A 26,487-nucleotide genomic window follows, 5' to 3' on the forward strand; every position below is an offset into this window, starting at 1 on the left:
GTTTTTATCCCTTCTATCGGTATCTGGAGTATCGAATGGATCGCTACACGGAATTGCGCAGCTACGTCCTGGTGGCCACCCGTGGCAGTTTCGCCGCCGCTGCGCTGGTGGAGGGCGTGACGCCGGTGATCATGGGCCGGCGGCTGAGTGCGCTGGAGGATCGGCTGGGCGTGAAGCTGATTCATCGCTCGACCCGGGGCCTGACCCTGACCGATGCGGGCGAGTCGTACCTGGAGAACGCCAAGCTGGTGCTCCAATCATTCGAGGAACTGGACGCCAGCATCAGCGAGAACGAAAGCAGCGTGCGCGGGCATCTGGTGGTCTCGGCACCGGCAGGGTTTGGCCGCCAGCACGTCGCGCCCCATGCGCCGGAATTTCAGGCGCGGTTTCCGGATTTGCAGCTGTCCTTCAACCTGACTGACAACGTGGTGGATCTGGTGCGTGAGGGTTATGACATGAGCATCCGCATCGGCGAGGTGCTCGACCCCAACTACGTCGCCATCAAGCTGTACGCCAACAAACGCGTGGTCTGTGGCTCACCGGCCTATTTCGCGGAGCACGGATTCCCCCGGGTGCTTGAGGACCTGGCGCAGCACAATTGCCTGTCGTTCAACCTGCAGGGCGGGCAGCATCGCGGCTGGACCTTCCAGCGCGAGGGCAGGCCGGTGGCGATCAAGGTCGCGGGCAATCTGTACTGCAACGATGGCGAGCTGTTGTATGACTGGGCCAAGCGCGGGCTGGGCCTGAGCTGGCGCTCGACGTGGGAGATTCAGAACGCAGTGGAGAGCGGCGCGCTGGTCACCGTGCTGGATGAATTCGCCTTGCCCAGTTACGACATCCAGGGCGTTTACCCGCAGCAGCATTACCTGCCGGCGAAAGTGCGGTTTTTCATCGCGTTTCTGAAAGAGGTGTACAACCGACCGGGGTATTGGCGGCAGGGGTGAGCCGTCATTCCCCTGGCACCTCAATCAAACGCTTCCCGGCTAAAGCCGGTCCTACAACTCCGCGCCCGACGCAACGAGGTGCCGTAACGCAAATTTCTGGTAGGACCGGCTTCCGCCGGGAAGGGGCCGTAACCGGCGCTAAAGACAGGTTGAATGCACAGACGTCTTCCCGGCTGAAGCCGGTCCTACAACTCCGCGCCCGACGCAACGAGGTGCCGTAACGCAAATTTCTGGTAGGACCGGCTTCAGCCGGGAAGGGGCCGTAACTAGCGCTAAAGATAGGTTGAATGCACAGACGTCTTCCCGGCTAAAGCCGGTCCTACAACTCCGCGCCCGACGCAACGAGGTGCCGTAACGCAAATTTCTGGTAGGACCGGCTTCAGCCGGGAAGGGGCGGTAACTGGCGCTAAAGATAGGTTGAATGCACAGACGTCTTCCCGGCTGAAGCCGGTCCTGCCATTGGCGACCCAGGAACCTAAATCAACTCCACCGACACCACCGGCAGCCCGCGAATCTCGCCCACCGCCAGACCCGGCCCGCGGGTCTTGTACATCCCGGTATAGGAACCGGTCGTGATCACCATCTCCGGCGTCACGCTCAGCCCGTTCTGCGTGTAGTGATTGACCAGCCACGGCAGCAAGCGCCGAGGGTCACCGGCCGGATTCGCCCCGTCCCCCGGCACGATGTCTTCGTCGCCATAGGTAAAGCTCAGCGCAGGCTCGACAAACGGGAAGCTGGCATCGTAATCAACAAATTCGCCAACAATCAGCGCGCCGTGGTTGAGCAGGTCGCCCAACGCCAGCAGCGGTTCGATCTTCGGCCAGGCGTCAAAGCGGCTCGACACCACTTCAATGGTCGCGCCCATCGTCTGGATGCTGCCCAGCACTTCGTCATCCGAATACGCCTCATCGCGAGGAGCGAATTCGCGACCCAGCCGAAAGGCGATCTCCAGTTCCAGAATCGGCGACGGATAGTCGATGCACTCCACCTGGCTGCCGCTGGCAAAAATACCGTCGTCCGGCAGCAGCGCGCCATTGATAGGCCCGGTCGGCGATTTGGCGCCGACCTTCCAGCCGCCCACTGAGGTCTCGCGCAGGCGCAGAATCTCGCGTTGCAGCGCGTAGGCACCGGCCACGTCGGCGGGCACGTACTCCGGGCGGATGTCGGTGATTTTCTGACCGGCGCCCATGGCGTCGACGATCAATTGGGCAATGTTCGCTGGGTGAGACGATGGATTCACGCGGATCTTCCTTCAGACAATTGATGGAAAGCGCCCCGATTCCGTTGCCGGTCAGGCGAGGGACGGCGGAGCCAGCGTGACTACTCTAACCCTATTTCGGCCGGTGGGCCGAGGCTGGGCTGCGGACCTGTGCCCGCACTCAAACTCGCCCGGCGCTGTACGCCAGGTCCGCGCGCAGACGCTGAACGCAGAAATCAACGAACGAGCGCACTTTGGATGAGCCTCTTCGGCCTTCGACGTAGACCACGTAAACCGGCATCGGCGTGACCTCGAAGTCTTCGAGCACGGCGCGCAACGTGCCCGCCTGCAGGTGTCGGCGAATCTGGTAGGACGGCACCTGAGTCAGGCCCCAGCCATCAAGGGCGGCATGAGTGGACGCCGTGAACGAGGTCATTGCCAACCGCGATTGCACCTTCACGTCCTGGTGCTGGCCGTCGATGCGGAAGGTCCACGCGGGGCTGCGGCCGGTAATCATCACGGAAACGGTTTCGCGCTCGATGAGCTCGTGGGGATGCCGGGGAGTGCCATGGGCCTTGAGGTAAGCGGGGGAGGCGCAGACCATGCGCCGGACGCTGCCGACCTGAATGGCGGTCATCGACGAGTCGGGTAACTCGCCGATGCGCACCGAGACGTCGATGCCTTCTTCCAGCTGCCCGGCGATTCGGTCCATTAACAGGCCGCGGATCTGCACCTGGGGATGCTGGTTCAGGTACTCGGTCATGACCGGCGTGACGTGCAGGTCGCCGAACACTTGCGGCGCGGTAACGGTCAGCAACCCACGCGGCGTCCCATGGATGCCGGCGGCGGCGCTCTCGGCCTCCTGCAGATCGGCCAGCAAGCGCCGGCAATCGTCGGCGAAACGCACGCCGGCTTCGGTCAGGCGCAGCTGCCGGGTGGTGCGCACGATCAGCAAGGTGCCGAGCCGTGCTTCCAGCTGCGCGACGGCCCGGGTGACGGTGGCCGTGGACACGTTCAGGTTGCGCGACACCGCCGCGAAGCTGGGGCCTTCGGCAACGGCGGCGAAAAGGGTCATTTCCTGAATGCGGTCCACTGAGCGTCCGTTCCGAGTCAACGAGAGCGGCAGTCTGCGGCAAATCCGGGCAAGCGGAAAGGCCTGATCCAGACGGTCAGAAAAACACCCGGGCGGTCATGTTTGCTTGGTGCTCCGGCGACGCCTTCTATATTCTTGCTGACGCTGGACGCCTCGAACGAAAGCCGGCGCTCGACACGGCAAGGGACAGACCCGCATTCACGCACGGCCAAAGGAACGCAGATGAGCACCACCAGCACGCCGCTCTCCGGCGTCAACCAGCCATTGAAGGGCATCGCACTGATTCTGTTTGCGACCTTTCTGTTTTCCAGTCATGACACGCTGTCCAAATACCTCTCCGGCATCTACCCGATCATGATGGTGGTCTGGGTGCGCTATGTGGTGCACACCGGGCTGATGGCGTGCATTTTCATGCCCTCGGCGGGCCTGCGCGTGCTACGTACCAAGCGCCCGGGGCTGCAGGCGTTGCGCGCGGTGTGCCTGCTGGGCACAAGCTTGTTGTTCACCAGTGGCCTGATGTTCATCCCGATCGCCGAAGCGACGGCGGTCAACTTTCTCGCGCCGCTGCTGGTGACGGCCTTGTCGGTGCCGCTGCTCAAAGAGACGGTCAGTCGCGGTCAATGGATCGCGGTGCTGGTGGGTTTCAGCGGGGTACTGGTGATCGTGCACCCCGGCGGCGAGCTGTTTCGGCCGGCGGTGTTACTGCCGCTGGGCTCGGCGTTCTGCTTCGCCTGCTACCAGTTGCTGACCCGTCTGGTCGCGGCCCACGACAGCCCGACCACCAGCAACTTCTTCGCCGGTCTGTTCAACAGCCTGTTGATGAGCGCCATCGTGCCGTTCTTCTGGCAGTCACCGGAGTGGAAGCACATTCCGTTCATGCTGGCGCTGGGCACCTGCGGCATGGTTGCGCACCTGATGCTGACCCAGGCCTTCCGCTTCGCTGCACCGGCCATGCTGGCGCCGTTCGGGTACTGTCAGATCGTCTTCGCCGGCTTGTGGGGCTACATCGTGTTCAACCATTCGCCATCCCTTGTCGCCCAGGCCGGCATCGCGATCATCTGCCTCAGCGGCCTGGCGGCGGCGTGGCAGCAGCGCAAGAAGGGCGGTTGACGACGGCGGGTTCATGACCTGCGCGGCGCCATGAAATACATCCAGATCAACGCAATGAAGTACATCACCGGGATCAGGGTGAACAGCACGCTGTAGTTATTGTGCGTCGCGGTGAGGACCGCGCCGACGATTTGCGTCATGAACATGCCGCCGATGGCCGCGCACATGCCGCCGAAGCCGAACACCGTGCTGATCATGTGCCGGGGCGTGTAATCCATGACCAGGCTCCAGATGTTCGCCGTCCAGGCCTGATGCGCACCCACCGCCAGGGCGATCGCCGTGACGGCCACCCACAGACCGCTGGCGTTGGCGGCGAACACCACGCCAATGATCGTCAGCGCGAACACCAGCATCGACAGAAAGCGTGCGGTCATCGGCCGCATGCCCCGGCCGATCAGCCACGAAGACAGGATCCCGCCCCCGACACTGCCGAAGTCGGCGGTCAGCCAGATCAGCATCAGCGGGATGCCCATCTGCGTCACGCTGATGCCGAGGTTGTATTGCTGATTCAGAAACGGCGGCAGCCAGTACAGGTAAAACCAGAACACCGGCGCGGTGAGGGCGTAGGCGAGGGCAAAGGCCCACGTGCCGCGCATTTTCAGGATGCGCGAGAGCGGTACCTTTTCCCCTTCAGGCTCCGTTTCAGGGTCGGCATCGCTGTCGATGTAGGCTCGCTCGCTGGCACGTACCGTCGGATGGTCGTGGGGATTGAAATACGTCAGCCGCCAGGTGATGACCCAGACCAGCCCCAGCGAGCCCATGCAGATAAACGCCGCCTGCCAGCCCCACACGGTCAGGATGAGCGGCAACAAGGCAGGCGTGACCATCGCGCCGACGTTGGTGCCGGCGTTGAAAATGCCGGTGGCCACGGCGCGTTCTCCAGCCGGGAACCACACACGGGTGACCTTGACGCAGGCCGGGTAATTGGCGGCTTCGGTCAGGCCCAGAATAAACCGGCAGACCATGAAGCCCGCCGCTGATGTCGCCAGACCGTGGGCGCCCGTGGCGAGACTCCACAGCAGCACCGCGAGGAAGAACGCGCGCTTGACGCCGACCCGATCAATGAAACGCCCCTGCAGCAGAAAACCGATGGCGTAACCGACCTGAAACCAGAAGTTGATGTTGGCGTAATCCATCGCCGTCCAGCTCATCTGCTCCGCCAGAATCGGCTGCATGACGCCCAGTGCCGCGCGGTCGATGTAGTTCAGGGTGGTGGCGAAGAACACCAGTGCCAGCATGCCCCAACGGGTTTTGCCGACGGCCAGGGCGCCGCGAATCTTGTCGTTCATGCCGGCATGGGGCGGCGCAGGGCGGGAGGCGACCGGGGCAGGCGAAGCAGAAGGGGAACGCATAAGCATCAAGCCTGTTTTGAAATTGTTATGGTGGTGTCCGCGCGGCCAGGGCAGTGGCCCTGCAAAGCGTCATACAACTAACCGTATGGTTCATTTCATTTGATGTCGTGTCCAACGGCGCGAATAATCCCACGAACGCCCGACAGGTTCGAGCCTCATCGACGCCAGGTGGCCATGTGATTATTCAGGAGATTCCCCCCGCATGCAGCGCTCGATCGCCACTGTTTCCTTGAGCGGCACCCTGCCGGAAAAGCTCGAAGCCATTGCTGCAGCAGGTTTCGATGGCGTAGAAATCTTTGAAAACGACTTGCTCAATCACAACGGCAGCCCGCGTCAGGTGCGGCAGCTGTGCGCAGATCTGGGCATCGCTATCACCCTGTTTCAACCGTTCAGTGACTTCGAAGGCTGTCGCCGCGAGCACCTGCAGCGCAACCTCGACCGCGCCGAACGCAAATTCGACCTGATGCAGGCACTCGGCACTGACCTGGTGCTGGTCTGCAGCAACACCGCCAGCGACTCACTGGGCGAGCGAAACGTACTGCTCGATGACCTTGGGTTGATCGCCGAGCGGGCAGGTGCGCGTCAACTGCGGGTGGGCTATGAGGGCCTGGCATGGGGACGTCACGTCAACACCTGGCAGCAGGTCTGGGATCTGGTCCGGCAGGTCGACCATCCGGCCCTCGGTGTGCTGCTCGACAGTTTTCACACGCTGTCGCTCAAGGGAGATCCGAGCGGGATTGCGCAGATTCCCGGCGACAAGATCTTCTTCGTGCAAATGGCCGACGCGCCGCTGCTGAACATGGGCGTGCTGGAGTGGAGTCGGCATTTCCGGTGTTTCCCGGGGCAGGGCGAATTCGATTGCGCGGGTTTCCTCGCGGCGGTCCTGCGCAGCGGTTACACCGGCCCGCTGTCGCTGGAGATTTTCAATGACGTGTTTCGCGCCGCACCCACTCGGGCCAACGCCGCCGATGGCCTGCGTTCGTTGCTGCACCTGGAGGAGCAAACCCGCGCGCTGCTGGAGCAGCAGTCTCAACCCGCTGCACCGTCATTGTTGTTCCATCCGCCGGCGCCCAGCGCCTGCAACGGCGTGGCGTTTATCGAGTTCGCCGTGGACGATGCCCAGGGTGCACGGCTGGGCAGCTGGCTGCATGGCCTGGGGTTAGGCACCTTGGGTCAGCACCGCAGCAAAGCCGTGACCCTGCTGGGGCAGGGCGATATCAAGATCCTGTTGAACGCCGAGCGCCTCTCCTCACCTCCGATGCCTTCCGCTGCGGCTTCTTTCGCTGCCCCTTCTTTCATGAACTCCGCCCTCGAAACTCCCGGCGCGTCGCTGCGCGCCATGGCGTTGCGGGTGAACGACAGCGCTGCTGCGCTGGAGCGGGCGAGTCAGCTCAGTGCCGATACCCATGACGGCCCGGTGGGCCCTGATGGTCGAGCGGTCCCGGCAGTGCGCGCGCCGGACGGCAGCCTGATGTATCTGATTGAGGCCGCCGCACCGGGGCAATCGAGCTGGGACAGCGACTTTACCCTGAGCCCGCAACCCTTCACGCCAAGCGGTTTGCAGCGCATCGATCACGTTGCCATGGCCTTGCCTGCCGACAGGCTCGACAGCGCGGTGCTGTTCTACAAAGCCGTGCTGGATTTCGAGGCCGATGCCGATGCCGATGCGCTGCTGCCCGACCCTTACGGGCTGGTGAAAACCCGGGCGCTGCGCAGCCGTTGCGGCACCGTGCGCCTGTCGCTGAACACCCCGGATCATGGCGACACGGCCATCGCCCGCGGGTTGGCGAGCCACGGCGGCGCAGGCGTTGATCACGTCGCCTTTGCCTGCGACGACATCTTTGTCCAGGTCGCCCGCGCCGAAGCGGCAGGCGTGCAGTGGCTGGATATTCCCCAGAACTACTACGACGACCTGGGAGCGCGCTTCGGTTTCGACGACGGGTTCCTCGACAAACTGGCGCAGCACCACGTGCTGTATGACCGTGACGCCGACGGTGGCGAGCTGTTTCACGCCTATACTCAAGCGTTCGACGAGCGTTTTTTCTTTGAAATCCTCCAGCGCAGCAACGGCTATGCGGGTAATGGCGAGGCAAACGCCGCGGTACGCCTGGCGGCGGTGGCCCGGGCCCGCAGCGGCTCGGCACGGGCGTGATCGCCCATGGCGCTTCGTGACGAGCCGCTTCCGTAACGCACCGGTGCGGCCCATAATCCCGCGATTCCACCGTGGTCGTGAGCCCCGCATGAAAACCGTTGACGACAGCCTCGCCGAAGCGCGCCCAGATGAACGCGCTCAGTCGCCGCGCAAGTCCCGCAAGAACAATCCGGAAAAAACCCGTGACGGCATCCTTCAGGCGGCCGTCGCCGAGTTCGTCGCCCAGGGCCTCTCCGGCGCACGCGTCGATGCGATTGCCGAGCGCACGCAAACCTCCAAGCGGATGATCTATTACTACTTCAACAGCAAAGAGCAGCTGTACACCGAGGTGCTGGAGAAACTTTACGGCGACATCCGCACCACGGAAAGCAGCCTTGACCTGGACGTGCTCGCACCGGAAGCAGCGATCAGGCGGCTGGTGGAATTCACCTTCGATCACCACGACCGCAACGTCGATTTCGTGCGCATCGTCTGCATCGAAAACATCCACAACGGCGCCAACGTCAAACAGTCCGCGACCATCCGCGAGCTGAGCCGGAATGTCTTGCAGGCGCTGGACGAAACCTTGCGGCGCGGTGAGCAGGCCGGCGTTTTCCGGCCAGGCGTACAGGCCGTGGACCTGCACATGCTGATGAGCTCGTTCTGTTTCTACCGCGTGTCCAACCGTCACACGTTTGCCGAGATTTTCCAGATCGACCTGGAGGACGAAGGGGTCAAGGCGCGGCAGAAAGCGATGATCTGTGATTCGGTGATGCGTTACCTGCTGCCGTGACGGGCGAGTTCAACGCCACGCCGGCCTGAAGACCCGAACGATGCCGCGACGCCAGTCTGCGCTGATCGCCACTGGCCAAAACCACCACGCGTTCTGCGCGCTTTGACTATTGCCCATCCACGCGGCAGAGCGGAGTATTTCGCCCCTCCAACAATAAAAGTGTAAGGACGACACAATCATGCAGATCGACGGCAAGGTATTCCTGGTCAGTGGCGGCGCGTCCGGGCTGGGTGCGGCCAGCGCACAGATGCTCATCGACGCCGGGGCCAGCGTGATGCTGGTGGACGTCAACGCCGAGGCGCTCGCGGCGCACGTGGAAAAACTGGGCGGCAAGGCCCGGGCCAGCGTCAGCGACATCACCCGGGAGAGCGACGTTCAGGCCGCAGTGGATGCGGCGCTCAGTGCGTTTGGCCAGATCAATGGCGTCATCAACTGCGCCGGCATCGTCGGCGCCGAGAAAATCCTTGGCAAAGAAGGCCCCCACGGCCTCGACAGTTTCAGCCGGGTGATCAACGTCAACCTCATCGGCAGCTTCAACCTGCTGCGCCTCGCTGCCGTGGCCATCGCCGAAAGCACGGCCGACGCCGGCGGCGAGCGTGGCGTCATCATCAACACCGCATCGGTCGCCGCCTATGACGGCCAGATCGGCCAGGCGGCGTATGCGGCCTCCAAGGGCGCCATTGTCAGCCTGACCCTGCCCGCCGCCCGTGAACTGGCGCGTTACGGCATCCGCGTCATGACCATCGCCCCGGGCATTTTCGAAACGCCGATGATGGCCGGCATGACCCCCCAGGTGCGCGAGAGCCTGTCCGCCGGCGTGCCATTCCCGCCACGCCTGGGCAAGCCCGAGGAATACGCCGCGCTGGCACGCCACATCATCGAAAACAGCATGCTCAACGGCGAGGTGATCCGTCTGGACGGCGCCTTGCGCATGGCGGCTCGCTAATCGAGGAAATTCCATCATGTCTTTGAACAAACGTCAGACGTTGAACGACGACCCTGTGGTAATCGTGAGTGCTGCGCGCACGCCCATGGGCGCCTTTCAGGGTGATCTCAAAAGCCTGACTGCGCCGCAATTGGGCGCCGCTGCAATCCGCGCCGCGGTTGAGCGCGCGGGCATTGATGCAGCGCAGGTCGACGAAGTGCTGTTCGGTTGTGTGTTGCCGGCCGGGCTGGGCCAGGCGCCTGCGCGTCAGGCGGCATTGGGCGCCGGGCTCAGCGACGCCACGACCTGCACCACCTTGAACAAGATGTGCGGGTCGGGCATGCAGGCGGCCATCCTCGGCCACGACATGCTGCTGGCCGGCAGTGCCGATGTGGTCATCGCCGGTGGCATGGAGAGCATGTCCAACGCGCCGTATTTGCTGGAGAAGGCCCGCAGCGGTTACCGCATGGGCCACGGCCAGATCATCGACCACATGTTTCTCGACGGCCTTGAAGATGCCTACGACCGTGGTCGACTGATGGGCACCTTCGCCGAGGAGTGCGCCGGGCTGGAAAATTTCAGTCGGGAGGCCCAGGACGGTTTTGCGGTCGCCTCGCTGACCCGGGCGCAGGAAGCCATGACGCGCGGCGGGTTCGACGCTGAAATCGTCCCGGTGGAGGTCACGGTGGGCAAGGAGCGCAAAACCATTCGCCAGGACGAGCAGCCACCCAAAGCGAAGCTGGACAAGATCCCGCTGCTCAAACCGGCGTTCCGCGAAGGCGGCACCGTGACAGCAGCCAACTCAAGCTCGATCTCCGACGGCGCTGCAGCCCTGACCCTGATGCGCCAGTCCGAAGCACAACGACGTGGGATCACGCCGTTGGCGGTCATCCATGGCCACGCCGCTTATGCCAATGAGCCGGGGTTATTTCCGACCGCACCGGTAGGCGCCATCGACAAGCTGATGAGCAAGACCGGCTGGTCCCTGGCAGACGTGGACCTGTTCGAGATCAACGAAGCGTTCGCGGTCGTCGCGCTTGTCACCATGGCCCGCCTGGAACTGCCCCATCACAAGGTCAACGTGCATGGCGGCGCCTGCGCATTGGGCCATCCCATTGGCGCATCAGGGGCGAGAATTCTGGTGACGTTGCTGTCGGCGTTGAAGCAGCGGGGTCTTAAGCGAGGGGTCGCAGCCATTTGCATCGGCGGCGGCGAAGCGACCGCGATGGCCGTTGAGCTTATTCTTTAATATCAAAGTCTTGTACTGCACTTCGCATCTTAAATCTACGATAGCCGCTGACTGTCTTCCGCGATAACAAAAGGTCGATAAAACAATGAATTACATGACTATCTTCAAAGAGGTTCGAGGTAGGGTTGCACTCTTGACCCTCAATCGCCCAGAGGCGCTTAACGCCTTGAATGCGCAGCTCATCAGCGAACTCAACCACGCCCTCGACGAGCTGGAGGGCGATCACGGCATCGGCTGCATTGTTCTGACCGGCTCGGCAAAAGCGTTTGCCGCCGGGGCTGATATCAAGGAGATGGCCGAGCTGAAATACCCGCAGATCTATCTGGATGACCTGTTTAGCGACAGCGATCGGGTGGCCAATCGCCGCAAACCGATCATCGCCGCCGTCTCGGGGTTTGCCCTCGGTGGGGGCTGCGAACTGGCGCTGATGTGCGACTTCATTCTGGCGGCCGACAACGCGCGCTTCGGTCAGCCGGAAATCAAGCTGGGCGTACTGCCCGGCATGGGCGGCACCCAGCGTCTGACCCGGGCGGTGGGCAAGGCCAAGGCCATGGAAATGTGCCTGACCGGGCGCCTGATCGACGCCGTCGAAGCGGAGCGGGCCGGGTTGGTGGCGCGGATCGTGCCGCAGGACCAACTGCTGGATGAGGCAATGAACGTCGCGGCCGGTATCGCGGCGAAGTCGCTGCCGGCAGCCATGATGGTCAAGGAAAGCGTGAACCGCGCCTTTGAGGTCAGCCTGGCCGAAGGGATTCGTTTCGAACGCCGGGTGTTCCATGCGGCGTTTGCCAGCGAGGACCAGAAGGAAGGCATGGCGGCGTTCATCGAGAAGCGCGAGCCGGTGTTCAAGCATCGCTGATCCAGGTCAGGGCGCCGGCGCGTCTCAGGGGTGTCTTCTGGCGCCAGCGTGTATAAAATGCGCCGGTCGCCGCGGTTCACCCCCCGGCCTGTCATTATCGATCACCCTATTTTCAGCGTTTATCGTCATGGGCCCGGCGTGCAAGACACGTCGGATCCGAGCGATTCATCGCCACCGGAACAAGAGAGCAATCATGGGCGCACAGTGGAAGGTCAAACACAAAGAAGCGGCAGCCAACGCCAAGGGGCGTATTTTCGGCAAGCTGTCCAAGGAAATCATGATTGCCGCGCGCTCCGGCCCTGACCCCGACATGAACGCGCGCCTGCGACTGGTGGTCGAGCAGGCCAAGAAAGCCTCCATGCCCCGCGAGACCCTGGAACGCGCCATCAAGAAAGGCGCCGGTTTGCTCGGCGAGCACGTGCACTTCGAAAAATTGACCTACGAAGGCTTCGCCCCGCACAAAGTCCCGGTCATCGTCGAGTGCCTGACTGACAACATCAACCGTACCGTGTCCGAGATCCGCGTGCTGTTCCGCAAGGGCCAGCTGGGTGCCGAGGGTTCGATCACCTGGGATTTCGACCACCTGGGCATGATTGACGCCGTCGCCGCCAAAGACGATGCAGACGCCGACGAAGCCGCCATCGAAGCCGGTGCTCAAGACGTTGAACAGGGCGACGAAGGCGTTGCAACGTTTTACACCGACACCACCGACCTCGACGCCGTGTGCAAGGCGCTGCCTGAGTTCGGCTTCACCGTCGAGTCCGCCAAGATCGGCTACCGCCCGAAAAACCCGGTTGAAGGCCTGAGCGAAGAGCAGATGGCCGAGGTCGAAGCCTTCCTCGAAGCGATCGACAGCCACGATGACGTGCAAAACGTCTACGTGGGTTTGGCAGGCTAACGCTGGCTGGGCCAACTGGCTGGCTGGGCCAACTGACTGAACTCGGTCCCACTGAATGATCCCGAACACATGGTAGGACCGGCTTTAGCCGGGAAGGCGTCGGTGGGCATACCGCTAAATCGACGGTGTCCATGCTGGTCTCTTCCCGGCTGAAACCGGTCCTACTGAATCATCGCGAGCACATCGTAGGACCGGCTTTAGCCGGGAAGGCGTCGGTGGGCGTACCGCTAAATCGACGGTGTCCATGCTGGCCTCTTCCCGGCTGAAGCCGGTCCTACAGTTGTGCGGCGTCCTCTGGATTGAGTCCCGCTGACACACCGCAGGCTTAGTGGGACCGGCTTTAGCCGGGAATGCGTCAGAGGCCGCACTGCAAAACGCCAGCGTTCAACACTGCTGCACAATCTCGGCAAATCCGGGCCGCTGCATCACATCCGCCTGCACGCAACGCCGCTCCAGCTCTCGCAGCTGGGCAGTCTGCGCATCGCTCTCTGCGCAACCGTCCAGCAATTCGCCCAGCAATATCCCGAACGCCCGCACTTCAACGCGTTCCAGCCTTTGTCCCGTTTCTTCATCCGGATAGAACGCCGCTGCGCCGAAATCCCCCAGGAGGCTGTCCCCACCCTCGTTCCAGAGGATGTTGTGGGCGTACAGATCGCCGTGGTTGATGCCGTGGGCATGCAAATGTGCGCACGCTGCGGCGATCCCGGCGGCCATGCGCTTTACGGTCGAAACGCTCAGCCGGGTGCCGCCATAGGTGTCACGGGTGCAGGATTCCAGGGTCGGAGGACGCGCTAGGGTCACGAATGACGGCGAAATCAGCTCCATCACCAGACCGCGAGCGCCCTGCGGGTGATCCTGAATCTGCCCGAGCACGGGAATCAGGTGAGCATGCCGCCCGGCTGCAATGCAAGCCTGCATCTCGTTCAACGGCGAGCCGTCGCTGGTGACATCACCTTTGTACAGCTTCACGGCAACGTCCAGCGCCGACGCGTCGGCATCCGCGCGCCACTGCGCCTGTTGAATCACCCCTGAAGCGCCTTCGCCCAGCACCTGTTGCAGCGCCAGTTGCGGCCACGGAATCTGCCGGATCGGCTCTTCGGTATGGATGTCGTTCAGCGGGTTGCCGGCAAACGCCAACCAGGCCAGCGCGGGCATTTCCAGCAGCCAGCGCGGCAGTTCATGGAAATCGTTGACCGCGATCCGTACCAGCTCCAGGCGCTGACAGCGGGCCAGTGATGCCGGCAATTGCCGCAGCCGGTTACCCGCGAGCATCAGCTTCTGCAGCTGCGCACAGTCGCCGATGGCTTCAGGCAGAGTCTCGATGCGGTTGTCGGTCAGCACCAGCGAGCGCAGCGAGGGCGGCAATGCGATGGCCGGGACATCAGCGATCTTGCAGGCCTTGAAACCGACGAAGAACAGCTGCTCGCACTGGCCCAGGCATTCCGGCAGGCGGGTAAACGGGTTGTTGGAGCAGAACAGGATTTTCAGGCGCTTGAGCCGGTGCAGGTCGGCGGGCAATTCGGTCAGCCGGTTGCCGCTGAGGTCCAGCACTTCCAGTGAATCGGCGAGGCTGAAAATCTCCTCAGGGAATTCGCCGAGGTCTGCGCTGAGATTGAGCCGCGTGATGCCTGCCAGTTTGCCGGCACGCAGGTCTGCAAGGGTGTGCATGGGGGGAAGGGCGCCTGTGGTCAATGGGCGCCCATGATACCCAGTCGTCGCGCCCTGTGCTCGCTTGGCCGCAAGCACCATGGGCAGAGGCTCAGCTCAGGCAGCGATCCAGCAACTGGTGCATGCGCTCAAGGGACGGCGCCGATTCGGCGTACAGAATGCGGTAGACCATGGGCGCGACAACGGCATCCACCAGTTCATCAGCCGAAGGACTCTGTTCGCCGCGGTCCCGGGCGCGGTCGATGATGATCTGCAGCTGATCGCGAACCATGTTCAGGCACTTGCCCGAGCACAGGGTCGCGCTGCTGGAGACCACGTCGCGCATCATCTCGCGGCCGGGCGCCGAGTTGGTCTCTTCGAGGTAGACCTCGACCCAGGTGCGCAGGTCATCGCGCAGGTTGCCGCAATCCACCGGCTCGTCGGGGCGCAGACGCTCGACAGCGGCATCGGCCAGCAGTGAGGTCAAGTCGCCCCAGCGCCGGTAGATGGTGGACGGCGTGACACCGGCACGGGCTGCAATCATGGGCACGCTGAGGGCTGAACGCTCCTGCTCCTGGAGCAGATCGCGAACGGCTGCGTGAATCGATGTCTGCACCCGGGCACTGCGGCCGCCGGTGCGAATGCCTTCTTTGATAGCCATGCTGCGGACCCTAACACAAAGTATTTGCTTTAAGCAGACGCTGCTCGCACACTCCTAACGCTAATTAATAGCTTTTGTGGCGTGCTTTTTCGGGAGAGTGTACTCGTGTCTGATTCTTTGCAGAACCCGCAAGTCGATGGTCGGGGGCGGAGCCACTTGGGTTTTCTGGCTTTCGTGCTGCTGTGTTTCTTCGCCGCGTCCAGCGCGCCCACGCCGCTTTACCACCTCTATCAACAGGCGTGGGGCTTCTCATCGGTATTGTTGACGGTGATTTTCGCCGTTTACGCCATGAGCCTGCTGGCGACGCTGCTGGTGTTCGGCTCGCTGTCGGATTACCTCGGCCGACGCCCGGTGATATTCATCGGGCTGCTGCTGGAGATCGTCGCGATGCTGCTGTTCATCGCCGCCACCGACGTCAGTTGGCTGATCGTTGCGCGGGTGCTGCAGGGCGTGGCGACCGGCATTGCCACCAGCGCGTTGGGCGCCGCGATGCTCGACAGCGATGCGCAGCAGGGGCCGTTGCTCAACAGCATCACACCGATGTTCGGCATGGCACTGGGGGCGCTCGGCACCAGTGCGTTGGTGCAGTACGCGCCGCTGCCCATGGGCCTGGCCTATGGCTTGCTCCTCGCGGCGTTCGCGGGTCAGGCGGTGTATCTGTTGCGGGTCGCTGAAACGGTGACCCCGCAGCCGGGCGTGCTGAAAACCCTGCGACCGCGGCTCGCCGTACCTGCACAGGCCAGGGGGACATTGCTGCTGGTGCTGCCGGCGGACATCGCCGCCTGGGCGCTGGGCGGATTTTTCCTGTCCCTCGCACCGTCGCTGCTGACTGCTGCGACCGGCTCGACCTCAGTGCTCAACGGCGGCTTTGCCGTGGCAGCGCTGACCATCAGTGGTGCGATTTCGATTCATAACCTGCGTTTGCGCGCGCCCCGGCTGGCCTTGTTGGTGGGCTGCAGTTTTCTGGCAATCGGGGTTTCAGTGATTCTGGCGGCGGTGAATCTGGGCTGGTTGTGGCTGTTCTTCACCGGCGCGGTGGTGGCGGGGATCGGCTTCGGTGCGAGTTTTCTCGGCGCCCTGAGGCTGTTGCTGCCCCTGGCCCAAGCCCACGAACGGGGCGCATTGATGGCGGCCTTTCTGGCTTTGAGTTATCTGGCGTTCTGCATTCCGGCGCTGCTGGCCGGCGTGTCGATCAAGACGGCGGGCTTGGTGACCACCACCAATGTCTACGGCGGGGTCGTAGTCTTGCTGGCGGTGTCGGCGCTGGCCGGTCTGCTGATTCAGCAGGCCGGCCGGGCCAGGGCCGCCTGAGCCGTGTTACCGGTTATGACGCAGAATCGAAAAATTCAGCGCCGAAGCGACGGTCAGCCAGACCAGGTACGGGAACAGGATCAGCCCGGTGATGAGGTCCAGCTGGATCCCCAGCACGACCATGGCGGCTACCACCAGCCACAGCAGCGAAATGATGATCAGGCCCGCCATGATGCGGTGGGCGCCGAAGAACACCGGCGTCCACAGGGTATTCAAGGCAATCTGAGCGGCCCATAACGCCAGCACGGTTTCGCTGCCGGGGATCAGGGTCAGGCGATAACCGGCCCAGGCCAGCAGCAGATAAATCGTCGTCCAGGCCACCGGAAACAGCCAGTTGGGCGGGGTGAAGCGTGGCTTTTGCAGCGATTCATACCAGCTGCCCGGTTTGAAAATGATGCCGGTGCTGGCCGCCGCGGCGCAAGCGATGAGGAAGATGTAAAACGTCATGGGGGGTCCTTTGCTGAAAGCATTCGAAGTGCGGGCCGTGGGGCCGTCTCGGCATTGGATGCTTATGCGCCGGAAAAATCCGGCGCGCGTGCAGATCAGTCTTGACCCAATTGGCTGAGGCGTTCTTGCACGGCGTCGTCGAAGATCATGTACAGCGTTTCTACATCGGCCGGGCGAAGACGTCGGCTGGTCTCCAGGCTGAGGATGAAACTGATTTCCATGGAGGCCTCGCGTTCGAGGTCTTCCTTGGTGGTGGCGGCATTCAACGCGCGCACCAGATCGTCAATCGCACCCTGGATGGGTTTGGGAAGCCGAAGTGCAGCGATTCGCTCTTGGGGCATTGCTCAGTCCTGGGGTGGCGGGTTGTGCGGCGAACCGAAAGGCATAAAGCCCTGGCGCCTGGGATCGGGGCGTATTGTGGCCGAGTTACGGCGCAGATCCCACCAGCGGAAACAAAATAGTGAAATGGCAGCCCTTGCCGTAATCGCTTTTAACGGACTGCCCCATGTTTGTATCGCTCAAGTTACAAAAGCCCGCGCCGACACCCTGTTCAAGAAGTCTATTACTCACTTGAACAGGGAAGTGCCATGTCAGCGATTGCTTCGGTCACCTCATCCGCCCAGTTGATGCCAGTGGTCAAACCGGCGGCCACCGTCGCGCTGAATGACAACGCCGCTGCTGCCACCACCAGCGCCACGCCGTCGTCCGTCGTCATGCTCGGCCAGGACGACAAGGTCAGCGCCCCGTTGGTCTACAACGTCCGTGGCCTGATGCCTGATGCCAACGTACCGCCCGCCTGGGAGTACACCCGGCAGGACAAGGTCTCGCTGGCGATGATGGGCAATTTCAGCACTTCCGCCACAGCCGGTCGCTTCCAGGGCCTGGGCGCGACGCTGCTCAGTCAATTGGCGCAGACCGGCCAGAACATTTCCCAATCGGTGCTGCGCTCGACGACCGGCAAAGCATTGGAGCCTGCAGAGCTCGCTGCCGCCCAGGACCGCCTGCACAGTCATCCGGCCAACAGCATCAGCCTGACGCTGAAAACCGCCAGCGGTAAAACCATCGAGCTGAGCCTTTCCAGTCAGGACGACGGTCTGGCGGTGCAGGCCCAGGTGAGCGGGGGCGACCTCAGCGACGACGAGCTCAACGCGCTGAATGCCATGGCGGACGGTTTTCAGTCGGCCATCGACGGCCTGACGGCCAAACCGCCGACCCTGAAGCTCGACGCCTTGACCCATTTCGATTCGAAGGCCTTTGCCTCCGTTGATTTGAAAACCAGTTTGAAACTCGAAGACGGCAGCGCCCAGACCCTTGAACTGCACGCCGATGCCGACCAGCGTTCGGTGCGCATGAGTGGCGCGCTGGGGAATCTTGAGCTGTCGGTGGATCTGAAAAACGCGGCCATTCGGGGTGACAGTGCTCAGCAGGCGAAAGCGCTGGACGGCTATGTCAGCCAGATCGAGTCGGCGCGCAAACGCGGTGACGGCGACGCGCAGCTGCTGTCGATGTTCGAGGACGCGTTCAAAACGCTGCACTCCAATTACCCTGACACCCGCGTGTCTACAGCGCCGCAGACGGTCAATTCGATCGAACTGACCGACACCGACCACGGCCTGTTGACCGGCCTCGGCGACTTCAGCGCCTCGGTCAGCGAGAAGAGCGTCGAAGGCAACCCGGCACGCCCCGGCGAACTGGACACCTTCGCCTACACCCTGTCGCAGACGACCCAGTCCAAAGGACGCGACCAGATGAACCGGACCATCGTCCAGGACCAGCAATTTCAGCTCACCGCCAGTTATCACAAGCCCCTGCCAGGCGGGCAGAAGCTGTCGTTGAGCACCGATCCCGCGAGCCAGAACTACCTGTATTACCAGGTCAGCGATCAGGCCAGCAGCAAAGCCAGCATTGGCTATAAAAAAGGCGAACTGGTCGATGCGACGCTGAGCCAGTCGGCCAGCCAGTCGACGCGCATTGCCAAGTACGTGATGGGCCGCCTGGAAAAAGACACTCACACGCCGATCTCCACCTCCAAGACCCAGAATTTCCTCAGCGTGCTGCAGCAGGCTTTGCAACAGGACAAAGAGGCGAAGCAGGGCCGTGGCACGTCGACCCTGAAAGACACCCTGGCCGGGATTCATGCCAAGGTCCTGTTGCAGAGTGATCCGTCGAAGCTGAACGGCTGATAGCGGTACACCCTCGGTTTCGCAGCGCGCCATCCGGCGCTTTCCCGGCTGAAGCCGGTCCTGCAGTCGAGTTCGCACCCATTTCACTGAGCGCACGCGATGTCTTGGCAAACCGGGTTCAGCGGGGAAGAGGCCGGCATGAACACCCGCAATATTGCAGTATGACTACCGAGGTCGTTCCACTACAGCCGGTCCTGCATTTTGATGCCGTTGATCACTAGAGGGGATGCCGAGATAAAGGAGAGTCGGGGAATATACCTCTAGCCGCATTAGCCAGTGTGCGCTGAGCACCGTTCAGAATTCAAATTCCGCATATATAGTGATTGGTGCAGCATCTGTCGCGGGGCTGGCGGATCCTTTTGTAGCGTTTCTGCCTCGGTGACCAGTCGCTATAGTCGCTATAGTCGCGGTTCAGTCGGTTCAGATCGCCCCGCCTGACCAAGAGGTTCTGCTGCACATGGCGTATATGAGTTGCAGGCGCTGAACCTGGGAATCGTGACGGGGACGTTCCTTGTCTGCGGGCAATTGATCCTTGCAGATGTGTCGACTTACCGCTTGATCCTGTCTGGCCCCCCCAGCAATAACCTTCAAATCTTTTACTGTGTTGACATTTAGAAACGACCGTGAAATTATCAGTCGTCAGGTAGGATCCTGCTCATTGCAGGCAATAAAATATAAATGCACAAAGGATTGTCATGTTTTATACCGCCGCTATGAGTGCGTGTACTTTTCCGCTCCATTTTCATTCAGATCACTCCTCGCCTCATCTTTTTCCGCTCAACACGGTTAAAACGATATTTATCATTATGCCCTCGGCATCTGCCAATTCCTCGTCGGCTGATGATCGCTCGATACAATCAAAAAAACCTACCACATAATTTTCATATTGTGCGCGTACCTGTAGTCGTTCGTTATCGTCGCCGATACGCGCAGGCGTTATTTGCCAATATGAATCTGTATCGACGCATCAATTAACTGCGCGCCGTTAACGGGCGTAACCACTATTCCTTGCACGCTCGACCCTTCTGGGGCGAGCGATCTATTGAAGGTATATATGAAGAATATCGTGATGATCGGCGGGCATGATGAAACCTTTATGCACTATGGTGGCTTAGGTTTTGATTTCACCGTCTTGCAACTGGCTGACTCCGTGGGTCCCAACCTCAAGGCACTGACCGATAAGATTCACCTTGTCAGTGATTTCTCCGAAGCCACCGTGCTCGAAAAAATGGATGAAATCTTAACGACTCAACCCGTTGATTTTATTTTTTCATTTACCGAAGACGGTTTGCTGCCGGCGGCACGCGCCAGCCAGCGTTATGCGATTGCAGGCATGGATTTCGACACATGCGAAACGTGCATCGATAAGGCCTTGATGCGCACCAGACTTGAAAATACCGAATTCGCTGTCAATAGTGAAACCTGCCGAACACGCGCCGACGTCGAACGTTTTTTCAGCCGCCACGCAGGCGCAATCGTCCTGAAAGACCCGAAAGGTTCCGGGAGCGAAAACGTCTTCATCGTTAAAGACCCAGTGTCTCTACGGCGTACGCTAGAAGAACTGCCTCAAGAAAATTTTGTCATGCTGGCGGAAGAGTTTCTGAAAGGTCGGGAAGTGAGCGTCGAAACGCTGACCATCGATTCGCAACACCGTGTCCTGGCGGTCACCAACAAACAGCTGTACCAAACATCCCTTGCAGAAGAGCAGCACATTATCTCGCCAGACAATCTCGACGGCGACACGTTCAAGCAACTGAGTCGTTATTGTGAGCGCTTATTAACGGCTATCAACCATACACACGGTCCTTGCCATATTGAGGTCACCATCGCGGATGGGCATTTTCATCTGATAGAGATCAATAATCGAGTGGGTGGCGATTACATTGGGCTGCTGGTTGAACTCACGACAGGCGTTGACCTGTTCAGGGAAACATTGCAGTTCCACAGCCGTGCCGTAGAAAAAAGCAGTTTAGAACAATCGGTACATTACGAATTCGCTGGCTCTCATCTTTTTTACGAGCCGCTGGATACAGATCTTCTCAAGGACTGCTTGCGGGAAGTGGATATTATCAGGCTGGTCATGGGCGAGGCCAATCCACCGCTGGTTAGGCCACACACCAATGATGACAAAGTCGGACTGGTGGTTATCGCCAGCCATGACCGAAAAAAGTTTTACACCGCTATCGACCGTCTGAATCAACTAAGTTTTGCACGCTAACTATTAACAAATGGAGCAGCAGATATGGAAGTCATTTCCCGCAACGATATCGAAACCCTCAACAGCGTTATGGTGAATGGCACCTCTCACGATTTGGGCGTTGTAAAGATACTCTCCCAGCATCCTGCGCTTGCTGAGTTCATTCCGTCCCAAAGTGAGCTGGCTATTAGTTGGGTTCGGCTCGAGAAGGATCAGGAACTGTCGGTTCATCAACATCCCGAAGCGAGCCTGATTCTAATTTGTGACGGTACCGGGATGACCCTGGGGGCGACCGAACGCGGTATAGAAGCTGGTGATATGGTGTTGGTGCGGCCACATTCATTGCATGGTTTCAAAGGCACTCTAGAGGGTTTCTGGGCGCTGTCCATCCAATTTAATGGCAAGGCCCTGTACGAAGACACCACACGACCGAACGTCGTCTTCAAACCTCAGGAAAAAGATACTGCGAAGCCCGCCGATGCGCTGATGCGCGATAACGAGGTTTATCTGGAACGCTTTAAGATCAGCCGACTGTTGTCGCTGGTCAATTCGCCTTTGATCGATCAACCCGACGTGCGCGAAAAACTTCTCGATTGCCTGCAGACCTGGTCAGACATGTTTCAAGACCTGCTGCATATCCGAGTGGCGATGACCCGTGATCCTGCGCACAAGAAAATCGCCATTGAACATTTGGTGGAAGAACTAGGGCATAACAACAACCTGCGCAATCAGCGTGATACCCACCATTCGCCGGTATCGGATGCCGCCTTTCATTCCATCATGGAATGGTTCAGGCATCAGATGCTCTACAAAAGCGACATGGTCAAGACGCTGTTGATGCATGTAGTGCTGGAAGGCAGCGGTGAGATATTTCATAGCGAGGCCGCTAGGGTATTCGCCAGCATGCCTCACTTCCAGGAACACGGTGAAGATGATGGGAGCCACGTCAGCATGGGCGTGGAACTGTTGAACCAGGCGTCGCCAACGGAAATAGAAGAGCTGCGTGAAACCCTGAGCGAGGGTTGGAACATGATCATCCTGCTGTGCGATCGATTCGCCGATATCGCCTGTTCGGATCACCTGATGCGCGCAACACCTACCGCTCTTCAACCAGTGCCGGTATATAGCTGATCCTCATGAAGATTGCAGAAATCCTGAAGACGATCCTGTGGTTTCGGACACCTGAGCCTGAACTAAATCGAGGTGCACATTCCGTTCACGCTCACCGCTGGCAACGCTGGTGCAAGGCGGTCATACATGACGCGCGGGGAAGCAGAAAAGGACGGCTGCATACCAGGATTTTTGCAGCCCTCAAACGGGAAGTGATGTTGGCACTGTTGGCGATCGGGGTGCATACCGCGGCGGCGTTTGGCGCCGCAATCACCCTCAAATCACTGCTGACGCAACTCATGCAGAGTGACTCGCCGGCTCTTTCGAACATCACGCAGGGCGCCACCTGCCTGGCGCTGACTTACTGCGCCTGGCTGGCACTCAACCACACATTCTTTCTGGCTGAGCTGGTCGGTGTCGGCAGCCGTTCTTATGTGGAACAACGGATTTTAGTAAAAAGGACTGCCGCACAGAACGACGCTTTCCCACTCAGCCTTACTACGTTGTTTGATCGTGAAGCGGCACGTGTCGAATCATCATGGTCAGGATTGGTGACGATCATCCTCGCGCTCGCAACGGTCATCTTCACGTCCACGTTTTTCTTTTTTGCCTTGGGTGTCAGTGCAGTGGCCGCGTTGGCCGTGATTGCCGGCAGTTCACTGACCGTTTTCTGGATTGCCCAGCGATTGAGCATGACCTATGAACAGCTGTCGTTGAACTCCACTCAGCGCATAGAAATAGGGGCATTCGCAACAAAAAATCGGCGCCAGGTCTGGCTGAAAAACTGGAATGCCGACCTCATTCGGGACTATGCCGCCAAACGAAACCTTGAAGAAGCCTCGCTAAAACATGCTGCCCGTCTGGTGGCAGGGATTAGCCTGATCTCGACAATGACGCCTATCGCCGCGCTGTTGAGCTCGGCACTGTTGCAACTGGTCTACCTGGGCCACGTCGATGCGCCAGGGGTGCTTGCGGCCATCGCACTGATCGGTGGACTAAGATCGGTCGCCAATATCATCCCGGACATTGTGCAAAGCATCTCTCAAGGGTTTGTCGGTCACAGGCATATAGAGCAGTACCTTGATGGCAGTGAGCCCGGTACACCCCCTCCCGAAATGCCAACCATGCCTTCCACCACGGCGAAACATATCGCTATCGTCGGTGCCGCAGGCAGTGGCAAGACGTCTGTGCTGAGGAGATATGCGCAACGTTTTCCAGAGGTTTCCGGCCAGGCAATCTTCATTCCGGACGAGCCGTGGATATTTGGCGGAGGTCTTGGCGAAAACTTGAGCCTGTATCGCCGGGACTTATCAGACGAAGAAGTACGAAACGCCATCGCCTTTGCACGCTTGCCCGAGCAGTTTTACCTCGATTACCTCAATGAACGGAGCCATGGCAGGAATACCCATTGGGACGTTTCGAGAGGTCAGGGGAAACGCATCGAACTGGTCCGAGCTTTGGTGGCACATCCAGACTGGATCTACATTGATCAGCCAACCTCAGGGCTAGACGAAGCGCTAGCTGCGGGATTGTTGAGTTCACTGCTGCAAGGCCCGTGGCGCGACACCAATGTGATGTTCGTCACGGACAAACCCGAAGAGAAATACGCCGCCGAGGAAGTCTGGACTGTCTCTGACGGCATGATCACGGGCGTGCAAATCCCTCATGGGGCCCCGTGCTCTCGACTTGCCGCCGCATCGACTGAAATTCCTGTTTCTGTCTGTTCGGCGACGCAGGCAAATAGCTCGACGGCAAACGACCCGACAGAGCAGCCTCACGTCAGCTCCACGTCAATGATGAGCAGCCTTATTGGTTTTGGTATCGGGATCACTACGCTGATTGCCTTCACCTTGCTGGCGCTCAAGGAAGTGTTGACCATTGCCGGCGACTACCTTATCGCCAGCGGTCATCTGAGCACTCACCTGCAGGCATCGTTGATCGGACTGTCCGGCGTTTTAGTTGCGAGTGCATTACTGTCAATTTTCGGTGCGTTAATGACGGTCAGGAAAGGTATTGAGGCGGCGTCAGCACAATGCATCCGCTACTTTTCTCATCTTATGAACCCTAGCCTGGATGAGTGCCTGAGCCAGGAAATCAATCGTGACAGCCAAAACAAGTTGACATGGGACCAGCGGCGCGTCGATGAAGTGTTGCCCGTCCTGTTACTGGAAACCATCAGCGCAGCAACCTTGCTTTTCATTACCACGGGCTACGTCGTCCTCAACAGCATCTACGTACTGTTCCCGTTGACGCTAATCGGCCTTTGTTACTGGCGGGGGGCAAGACGCTCCGGCGAGTTGCTGGAAAGGTCAAATATCCGGGAAATCGACGCGACCTCCGTGTTGTTTTCACGCGTTCAAGCGCTGAACTGGGATGGCGGCCGATTTGAAAGCAGCATGAGCAACTCAAGTATTCTCGCCTGGTTGAGCGCCAGCCTGTCCGCTCGGGCATTCGCTTCCTTGGACAACGCCGCAACGCGGCGCTGGTACAGCTACAAACTGGACCTGATGGGTTTTTTTTTCCTGTCCGGTATCGTGGTTGCAACGATTTACTTTCACACCACCGGCACAACCACCATTGCTAACGTGCTGGCAGTGAGTCTCTCCTACAGCCTGATTGCGATTTTTGCCCGCTTGGGCAGATGTGCGGTGGAACTGCGGCAAGTCCTCGACAGTGCCGATCGCCTGGTGGTTGGCGCCTTCCCGGCGACAGCGCCAAAACGCCAACAGGCTGGTAAAAAAGCGCCACTGGTGTCGTTTTCAAACGTCACTTTTATTAACCCGCGCAGCGGAACAACGGTGCTCGAACAATTCGACCAGGTATTTCAGAAGCATGATGTGGTTGTGATCACGGGGGCGAGCGGCGTTGGTAAGTCAACCTTTGCCAATCTTGTGGTGGGCAGCTTGCTGCCAAGTCTGGGGGAGGTCTCTACACTGGGTGGCACTGATGGGTATCTGGCACGACAACATACCGAAGAGGTGCAGTTACTGACATCCAGTCCGATATTCAAACCGGGATTGTTGGTCGAACACTTCAATAGCCCGTCACGTGAAGCGCTCGATCAGAGAGTGGCGTATCTTGGACTTTCGGATATTATCGAGCGCTTGCCGGATGGTTTCAATCAACAGGTTCCCTGGAGTGGTGAAATACATCTGAGCAAGTCGGAACTTCAGCGACTCGCGCTGCTTGACCTGACTATCAATACCCCGACCATTGCCATTCTCGACGAGGCGACATCGGAGCTAAGCAATACCGAAGAACTGCAACTCATCAAGAAAGTGATTACTGCGCTGCCGCAAACCTTATTTTTCATCATCACGCACAACCCTGAACTTTCCATGCTGGGAAACAAGAACTTCAATTTCAACCATGAAAAGCGCATGGTTGAAAACATAGCATAAGCACATCCCCACAAGCCGTTAGATAAGGATCGTTACTATGGAGCTGCACGCGCAGCGGGATGCATTTTGTATCAGTTATGGCGTCTCTCACCCACAACTGCCCTTGAGCGAGATTGCCCACTGGGAAGCAACGCTTAAAGGGACGGCGGATCAGCATAGCGCCCTGCATCAGGAACAGGCCTATGTGGCGCCCGGTTTTTTTTACCTGCCGGTCACCGCGCAGCCAGAGCCGGAGTTCTTGAACCGATTGATACAAGACGCACATACCGCCGACTGGCTATTGGTACCCTCCTTGGAAAAGACCGGCAGATCGCTGCGCCAGCAATACGAAACAGACATCATTCCGGTGCCCTTCATGCAAGTCGCGTATCTGCGCGTTGAGGGGAAACTTGACGATTGCCTGCTCGCGACTATGGGCAGAAAGTCGTATAAAGAAATGGTACGCCTGACCCGGAGGGCTGAGGAATTTTGCCATACGCAAGTGTATCGCCTTAGCGAGTTGCTTGAAGACAGCAACGTACTGAAGGTTTTTTCAACGCTGCAGTCGTTCAACGTGGAAAAATATCAGCACGTCAGGAATTTATACTCCCTCGAGGCGATGCAGGCGTTGGCACGCTCGACAGAAGGTTCAAAATACTACATAAAAATAAACTACGAAAAAGTGAGCAATGTGCCTGTCTATGGCTCCCTAAGCTACGCGGATGAGCGATCCAATGTTTTTTCCCAATTGGTGCAAGGTCAAAATCGAAGCCATGTGCCGCAGGGGATTAACTTGTATGTCAGCGATTACTACCAGCTGTACCGAGTGGCTGACGAATTGGGATATAAAATCAGTTGTCTGGGTCGCGGCGCCATTGATATAAAAAAACGTATGGGTTCCAACCGGGTGGTCAACCTGGAAAACTGGCTAATCCCCATCAGAACAAGTCAGCAAAAAAAAATGCATGATTTTTCAACCAAGAGAGACAGCTAACAAGG

The 26,487-nt window shown here is 59.8% G+C and carries 21 protein-coding genes; 14 read left to right on the forward strand and 7 right to left on the reverse strand.

Going from position 1 to position 26,487, the window contains the following annotated elements; all coding sequences use genetic code 11:
- Window positions 1-35 precede the first annotated feature (35 nt).
- Complete coding sequence (locus tag M1E04_RS12095; RefSeq protein WP_410933510.1) at window positions 36-944, forward strand: LysR family transcriptional regulator; 909 nt, start codon at window positions 36-38, stop codon at window positions 942-944.
- A 475-nt stretch (window positions 945-1,419) separates the two neighbouring features.
- Here the strand turns inward: M1E04_RS12095 and M1E04_RS12100 are convergent, their stop codons facing one another.
- Together M1E04_RS12100 and M1E04_RS12105 are read right to left on the reverse strand one after the other, a co-directional pair.
- Window positions 1,420-2,184: a 2-keto-4-pentenoate hydratase gene (locus M1E04_RS12100; RefSeq protein ID WP_456293072.1), complete on the reverse strand. Its 765-nt coding sequence runs from the start codon at window positions 2,182-2,184 to the stop codon at window positions 1,420-1,422.
- 139 nt (window positions 2,185-2,323) lie between these two features.
- Window positions 2,324-3,235: a LysR family transcriptional regulator gene (locus M1E04_RS12105; protein ID WP_065990540.1), complete on the reverse strand. Its 912-nt coding sequence runs from the start codon at window positions 3,233-3,235 to the stop codon at window positions 2,324-2,326.
- Window positions 3,236-3,457: 222 nt separating this feature from the next.
- On the opposite strand from M1E04_RS12105, the gene M1E04_RS12110 reads away from it, so the two are divergent.
- Window positions 3,458-4,345: a DMT family transporter gene (locus M1E04_RS12110; RefSeq protein WP_065990546.1), complete on the forward strand. Its 888-nt coding sequence runs from the start codon at window positions 3,458-3,460 to the stop codon at window positions 4,343-4,345.
- Window positions 4,346-4,356: 11 nt separating this feature from the next.
- Here the strand turns inward: M1E04_RS12110 and M1E04_RS12115 are convergent, their stop codons facing one another.
- Window positions 4,357-5,634: an MFS transporter gene (locus M1E04_RS12115; protein WP_192132000.1), complete on the reverse strand. Its 1,278-nt coding sequence runs from the start codon at window positions 5,632-5,634 to the stop codon at window positions 4,357-4,359.
- A gap of 265 nt (window positions 5,635-5,899) precedes the next feature.
- Between M1E04_RS12115 and M1E04_RS12120 the strand changes: the two genes are divergently transcribed.
- The 6 genes from M1E04_RS12120 (at window position 5,900) to M1E04_RS12145 (ending at window position 12,552) form a co-directional block, all read left to right on the forward strand.
- Window positions 5,900-7,849, forward strand: coding sequence for a bifunctional sugar phosphate isomerase/epimerase/4-hydroxyphenylpyruvate dioxygenase family protein (locus M1E04_RS12120; RefSeq protein ID WP_456293073.1), 1,950 nt, complete (start codon window positions 5,900-5,902; stop codon window positions 7,847-7,849).
- 88 nt (window positions 7,850-7,937) lie between these two features.
- Complete coding sequence (locus tag M1E04_RS12125; protein ID WP_192131804.1) at window positions 7,938-8,621, forward strand: TetR/AcrR family transcriptional regulator; 684 nt, start codon at window positions 7,938-7,940, stop codon at window positions 8,619-8,621.
- Between the two features lie 178 nt (window positions 8,622-8,799).
- Window positions 8,800-9,567, forward strand: coding sequence for a 3-hydroxyacyl-CoA dehydrogenase (locus M1E04_RS12130; RefSeq protein WP_296310062.1), 768 nt, complete (start codon window positions 8,800-8,802; stop codon window positions 9,565-9,567).
- Between the two features lie 16 nt (window positions 9,568-9,583).
- Window positions 9,584-10,795, forward strand: coding sequence for an acetyl-CoA C-acyltransferase (locus M1E04_RS12135; protein WP_456293074.1), 1,212 nt, complete (start codon window positions 9,584-9,586; stop codon window positions 10,793-10,795).
- Between the two features lie 85 nt (window positions 10,796-10,880).
- Window positions 10,881-11,654, forward strand: coding sequence for an enoyl-CoA hydratase (locus tag M1E04_RS12140; RefSeq protein ID WP_456293075.1), 774 nt, complete (start codon window positions 10,881-10,883; stop codon window positions 11,652-11,654).
- 193 nt (window positions 11,655-11,847) lie between these two features.
- Entirely contained in the window at window positions 11,848-12,552 is a 705-nt protein-coding gene (locus M1E04_RS12145; RefSeq protein ID WP_065990568.1) for a YebC/PmpR family DNA-binding transcriptional regulator, read from the forward strand.
- Window positions 12,553-12,936: 384 nt separating this feature from the next.
- Here M1E04_RS12145 and M1E04_RS12150 read toward each other — a convergent pair whose 3' ends face one another.
- Both M1E04_RS12150 and M1E04_RS12155 read right to left on the reverse strand, forming a co-directional pair.
- Complete coding sequence (locus tag M1E04_RS12150; RefSeq protein ID WP_456293076.1) at window positions 12,937-14,220, reverse strand: leucine-rich repeat-containing protein kinase family protein; 1,284 nt, start codon at window positions 14,218-14,220, stop codon at window positions 12,937-12,939.
- Between the two features lie 91 nt (window positions 14,221-14,311).
- Window positions 14,312-14,860: a TetR/AcrR family transcriptional regulator gene (locus tag M1E04_RS12155; RefSeq protein WP_074883200.1), complete on the reverse strand. Its 549-nt coding sequence runs from the start codon at window positions 14,858-14,860 to the stop codon at window positions 14,312-14,314.
- Window positions 14,861-14,965: 105 nt separating this feature from the next.
- Here M1E04_RS12155 and M1E04_RS12160 point away from each other — a divergent pair, with 105 nt between their 5' ends.
- On the forward strand, window positions 14,966-16,171 hold the full coding sequence (locus M1E04_RS12160) for an MFS transporter (protein WP_456293077.1): 1,206 nt from the start codon (window positions 14,966-14,968) through the stop codon (window positions 16,169-16,171).
- Window positions 16,172-16,177: 6 nt separating this feature from the next.
- Here M1E04_RS12160 and tspO read toward each other — a convergent pair whose 3' ends face one another.
- Together tspO and M1E04_RS12170 are read right to left on the reverse strand one after the other, a co-directional pair.
- Complete coding sequence (gene tspO, locus M1E04_RS12165) at window positions 16,178-16,618, reverse strand: tryptophan-rich sensory protein TspO (RefSeq protein WP_065990573.1); 441 nt, start codon at window positions 16,616-16,618, stop codon at window positions 16,178-16,180.
- 95 nt (window positions 16,619-16,713) lie between these two features.
- The gene (locus M1E04_RS12170) at window positions 16,714-16,959 is read right to left on the reverse strand and encodes a hypothetical protein (RefSeq protein ID WP_410930162.1); all 246 of its coding nucleotides are present in this window, start codon (window positions 16,957-16,959) and stop codon (window positions 16,714-16,716) included.
- Window positions 16,960-17,205: 246 nt separating this feature from the next.
- Here M1E04_RS12170 and M1E04_RS12175 point away from each other — a divergent pair, with 246 nt between their 5' ends.
- The 5 genes from M1E04_RS12175 to M1E04_RS12195 all read left to right on the forward strand — a co-directional run bounded on the left by M1E04_RS12175 (window position 17,206) and on the right by M1E04_RS12195 (window position 26,482).
- On the forward strand, window positions 17,206-18,801 hold the full coding sequence (locus tag M1E04_RS12175; RefSeq protein WP_456293078.1) for a lactate dehydrogenase: 1,596 nt from the start codon (window positions 17,206-17,208) through the stop codon (window positions 18,799-18,801).
- Between the two features lie 1,054 nt (window positions 18,802-19,855).
- Entirely contained in the window at window positions 19,856-21,019 is a 1,164-nt protein-coding gene (locus M1E04_RS12180; RefSeq protein WP_456293079.1) for an ATP-grasp domain-containing protein, read from the forward strand.
- Between the two features lie 24 nt (window positions 21,020-21,043).
- Window positions 21,044-22,129 (forward strand): cupin domain-containing protein, encoded by a 1,086-nt coding sequence (locus M1E04_RS12185; protein ID WP_456293080.1) that lies wholly within the window; start codon window positions 21,044-21,046, stop codon window positions 22,127-22,129.
- 5 nt (window positions 22,130-22,134) lie between these two features.
- Complete coding sequence (locus tag M1E04_RS12190; protein ID WP_369319059.1) at window positions 22,135-25,509, forward strand: ATP-binding cassette domain-containing protein; 3,375 nt, start codon at window positions 22,135-22,137, stop codon at window positions 25,507-25,509.
- Window positions 25,510-25,546: 37 nt separating this feature from the next.
- On the forward strand, window positions 25,547-26,482 hold the full coding sequence (locus M1E04_RS12195) for a hypothetical protein (RefSeq protein ID WP_456293081.1): 936 nt from the start codon (window positions 25,547-25,549) through the stop codon (window positions 26,480-26,482).
- The last annotated feature ends 5 nt before the right edge of the window (window positions 26,483-26,487 follow it).

The sequence above is a fragment of the Pseudomonas sp. AK106 genome (assembly GCF_053903055.1).

Coding starts and splice junctions, on each gene's coding strand:
- M1E04_RS12095 (WP_410933510.1), top strand. CDS start 36: ATGGATCGCTACACGGAATTGCGCAGCTACGTCCTGGTGGCCACCCGT.
- M1E04_RS12110 (WP_065990546.1), top strand. CDS start 3,458: ATGAGCACCACCAGCACGCCGCTCTCCGGCGTCAACCAGCCATTGAAG.
- M1E04_RS12115 (WP_192132000.1), bottom strand. CDS start 5,634: ATGAACGACAAGATTCGCGGCGCCCTGGCCGTCGGCAAAACCCGTTGG.
- M1E04_RS12120 (WP_456293073.1), top strand. CDS start 5,900: ATGCAGCGCTCGATCGCCACTGTTTCCTTGAGCGGCACCCTGCCGGAA.
- M1E04_RS12125 (WP_192131804.1), top strand. CDS start 7,938: ATGAAAACCGTTGACGACAGCCTCGCCGAAGCGCGCCCAGATGAACGC.
- M1E04_RS12130 (WP_296310062.1), top strand. CDS start 8,800: ATGCAGATCGACGGCAAGGTATTCCTGGTCAGTGGCGGCGCGTCCGGG.
- M1E04_RS12135 (WP_456293074.1), top strand. CDS start 9,584: ATGTCTTTGAACAAACGTCAGACGTTGAACGACGACCCTGTGGTAATC.
- M1E04_RS12140 (WP_456293075.1), top strand. CDS start 10,881: ATGAATTACATGACTATCTTCAAAGAGGTTCGAGGTAGGGTTGCACTC.
- M1E04_RS12145 (WP_065990568.1), top strand. CDS start 11,848: ATGGGCGCACAGTGGAAGGTCAAACACAAAGAAGCGGCAGCCAACGCC.
- M1E04_RS12150 (WP_456293076.1), bottom strand. CDS start 14,220: ATGCACACCCTTGCAGACCTGCGTGCCGGCAAACTGGCAGGCATCACG.
- M1E04_RS12155 (WP_074883200.1), bottom strand. CDS start 14,860: ATGGCTATCAAAGAAGGCATTCGCACCGGCGGCCGCAGTGCCCGGGTG.
- tspO (WP_065990573.1), bottom strand. CDS start 16,618: ATGACGTTTTACATCTTCCTCATCGCTTGCGCCGCGGCGGCCAGCACC.
- M1E04_RS12170 (WP_410930162.1), bottom strand. CDS start 16,959: ATGCCCCAAGAGCGAATCGCTGCACTTCGGCTTCCCAAACCCATCCAG.
- M1E04_RS12175 (WP_456293078.1), top strand. CDS start 17,206: ATGTCAGCGATTGCTTCGGTCACCTCATCCGCCCAGTTGATGCCAGTG.
- M1E04_RS12180 (WP_456293079.1), top strand. CDS start 19,856: ATGAAGAATATCGTGATGATCGGCGGGCATGATGAAACCTTTATGCAC.
- M1E04_RS12185 (WP_456293080.1), top strand. CDS start 21,044: ATGGAAGTCATTTCCCGCAACGATATCGAAACCCTCAACAGCGTTATG.
- M1E04_RS12190 (WP_369319059.1), top strand. CDS start 22,135: ATGAAGATTGCAGAAATCCTGAAGACGATCCTGTGGTTTCGGACACCT.
- M1E04_RS12195 (WP_456293081.1), top strand. CDS start 25,547: ATGGAGCTGCACGCGCAGCGGGATGCATTTTGTATCAGTTATGGCGTC.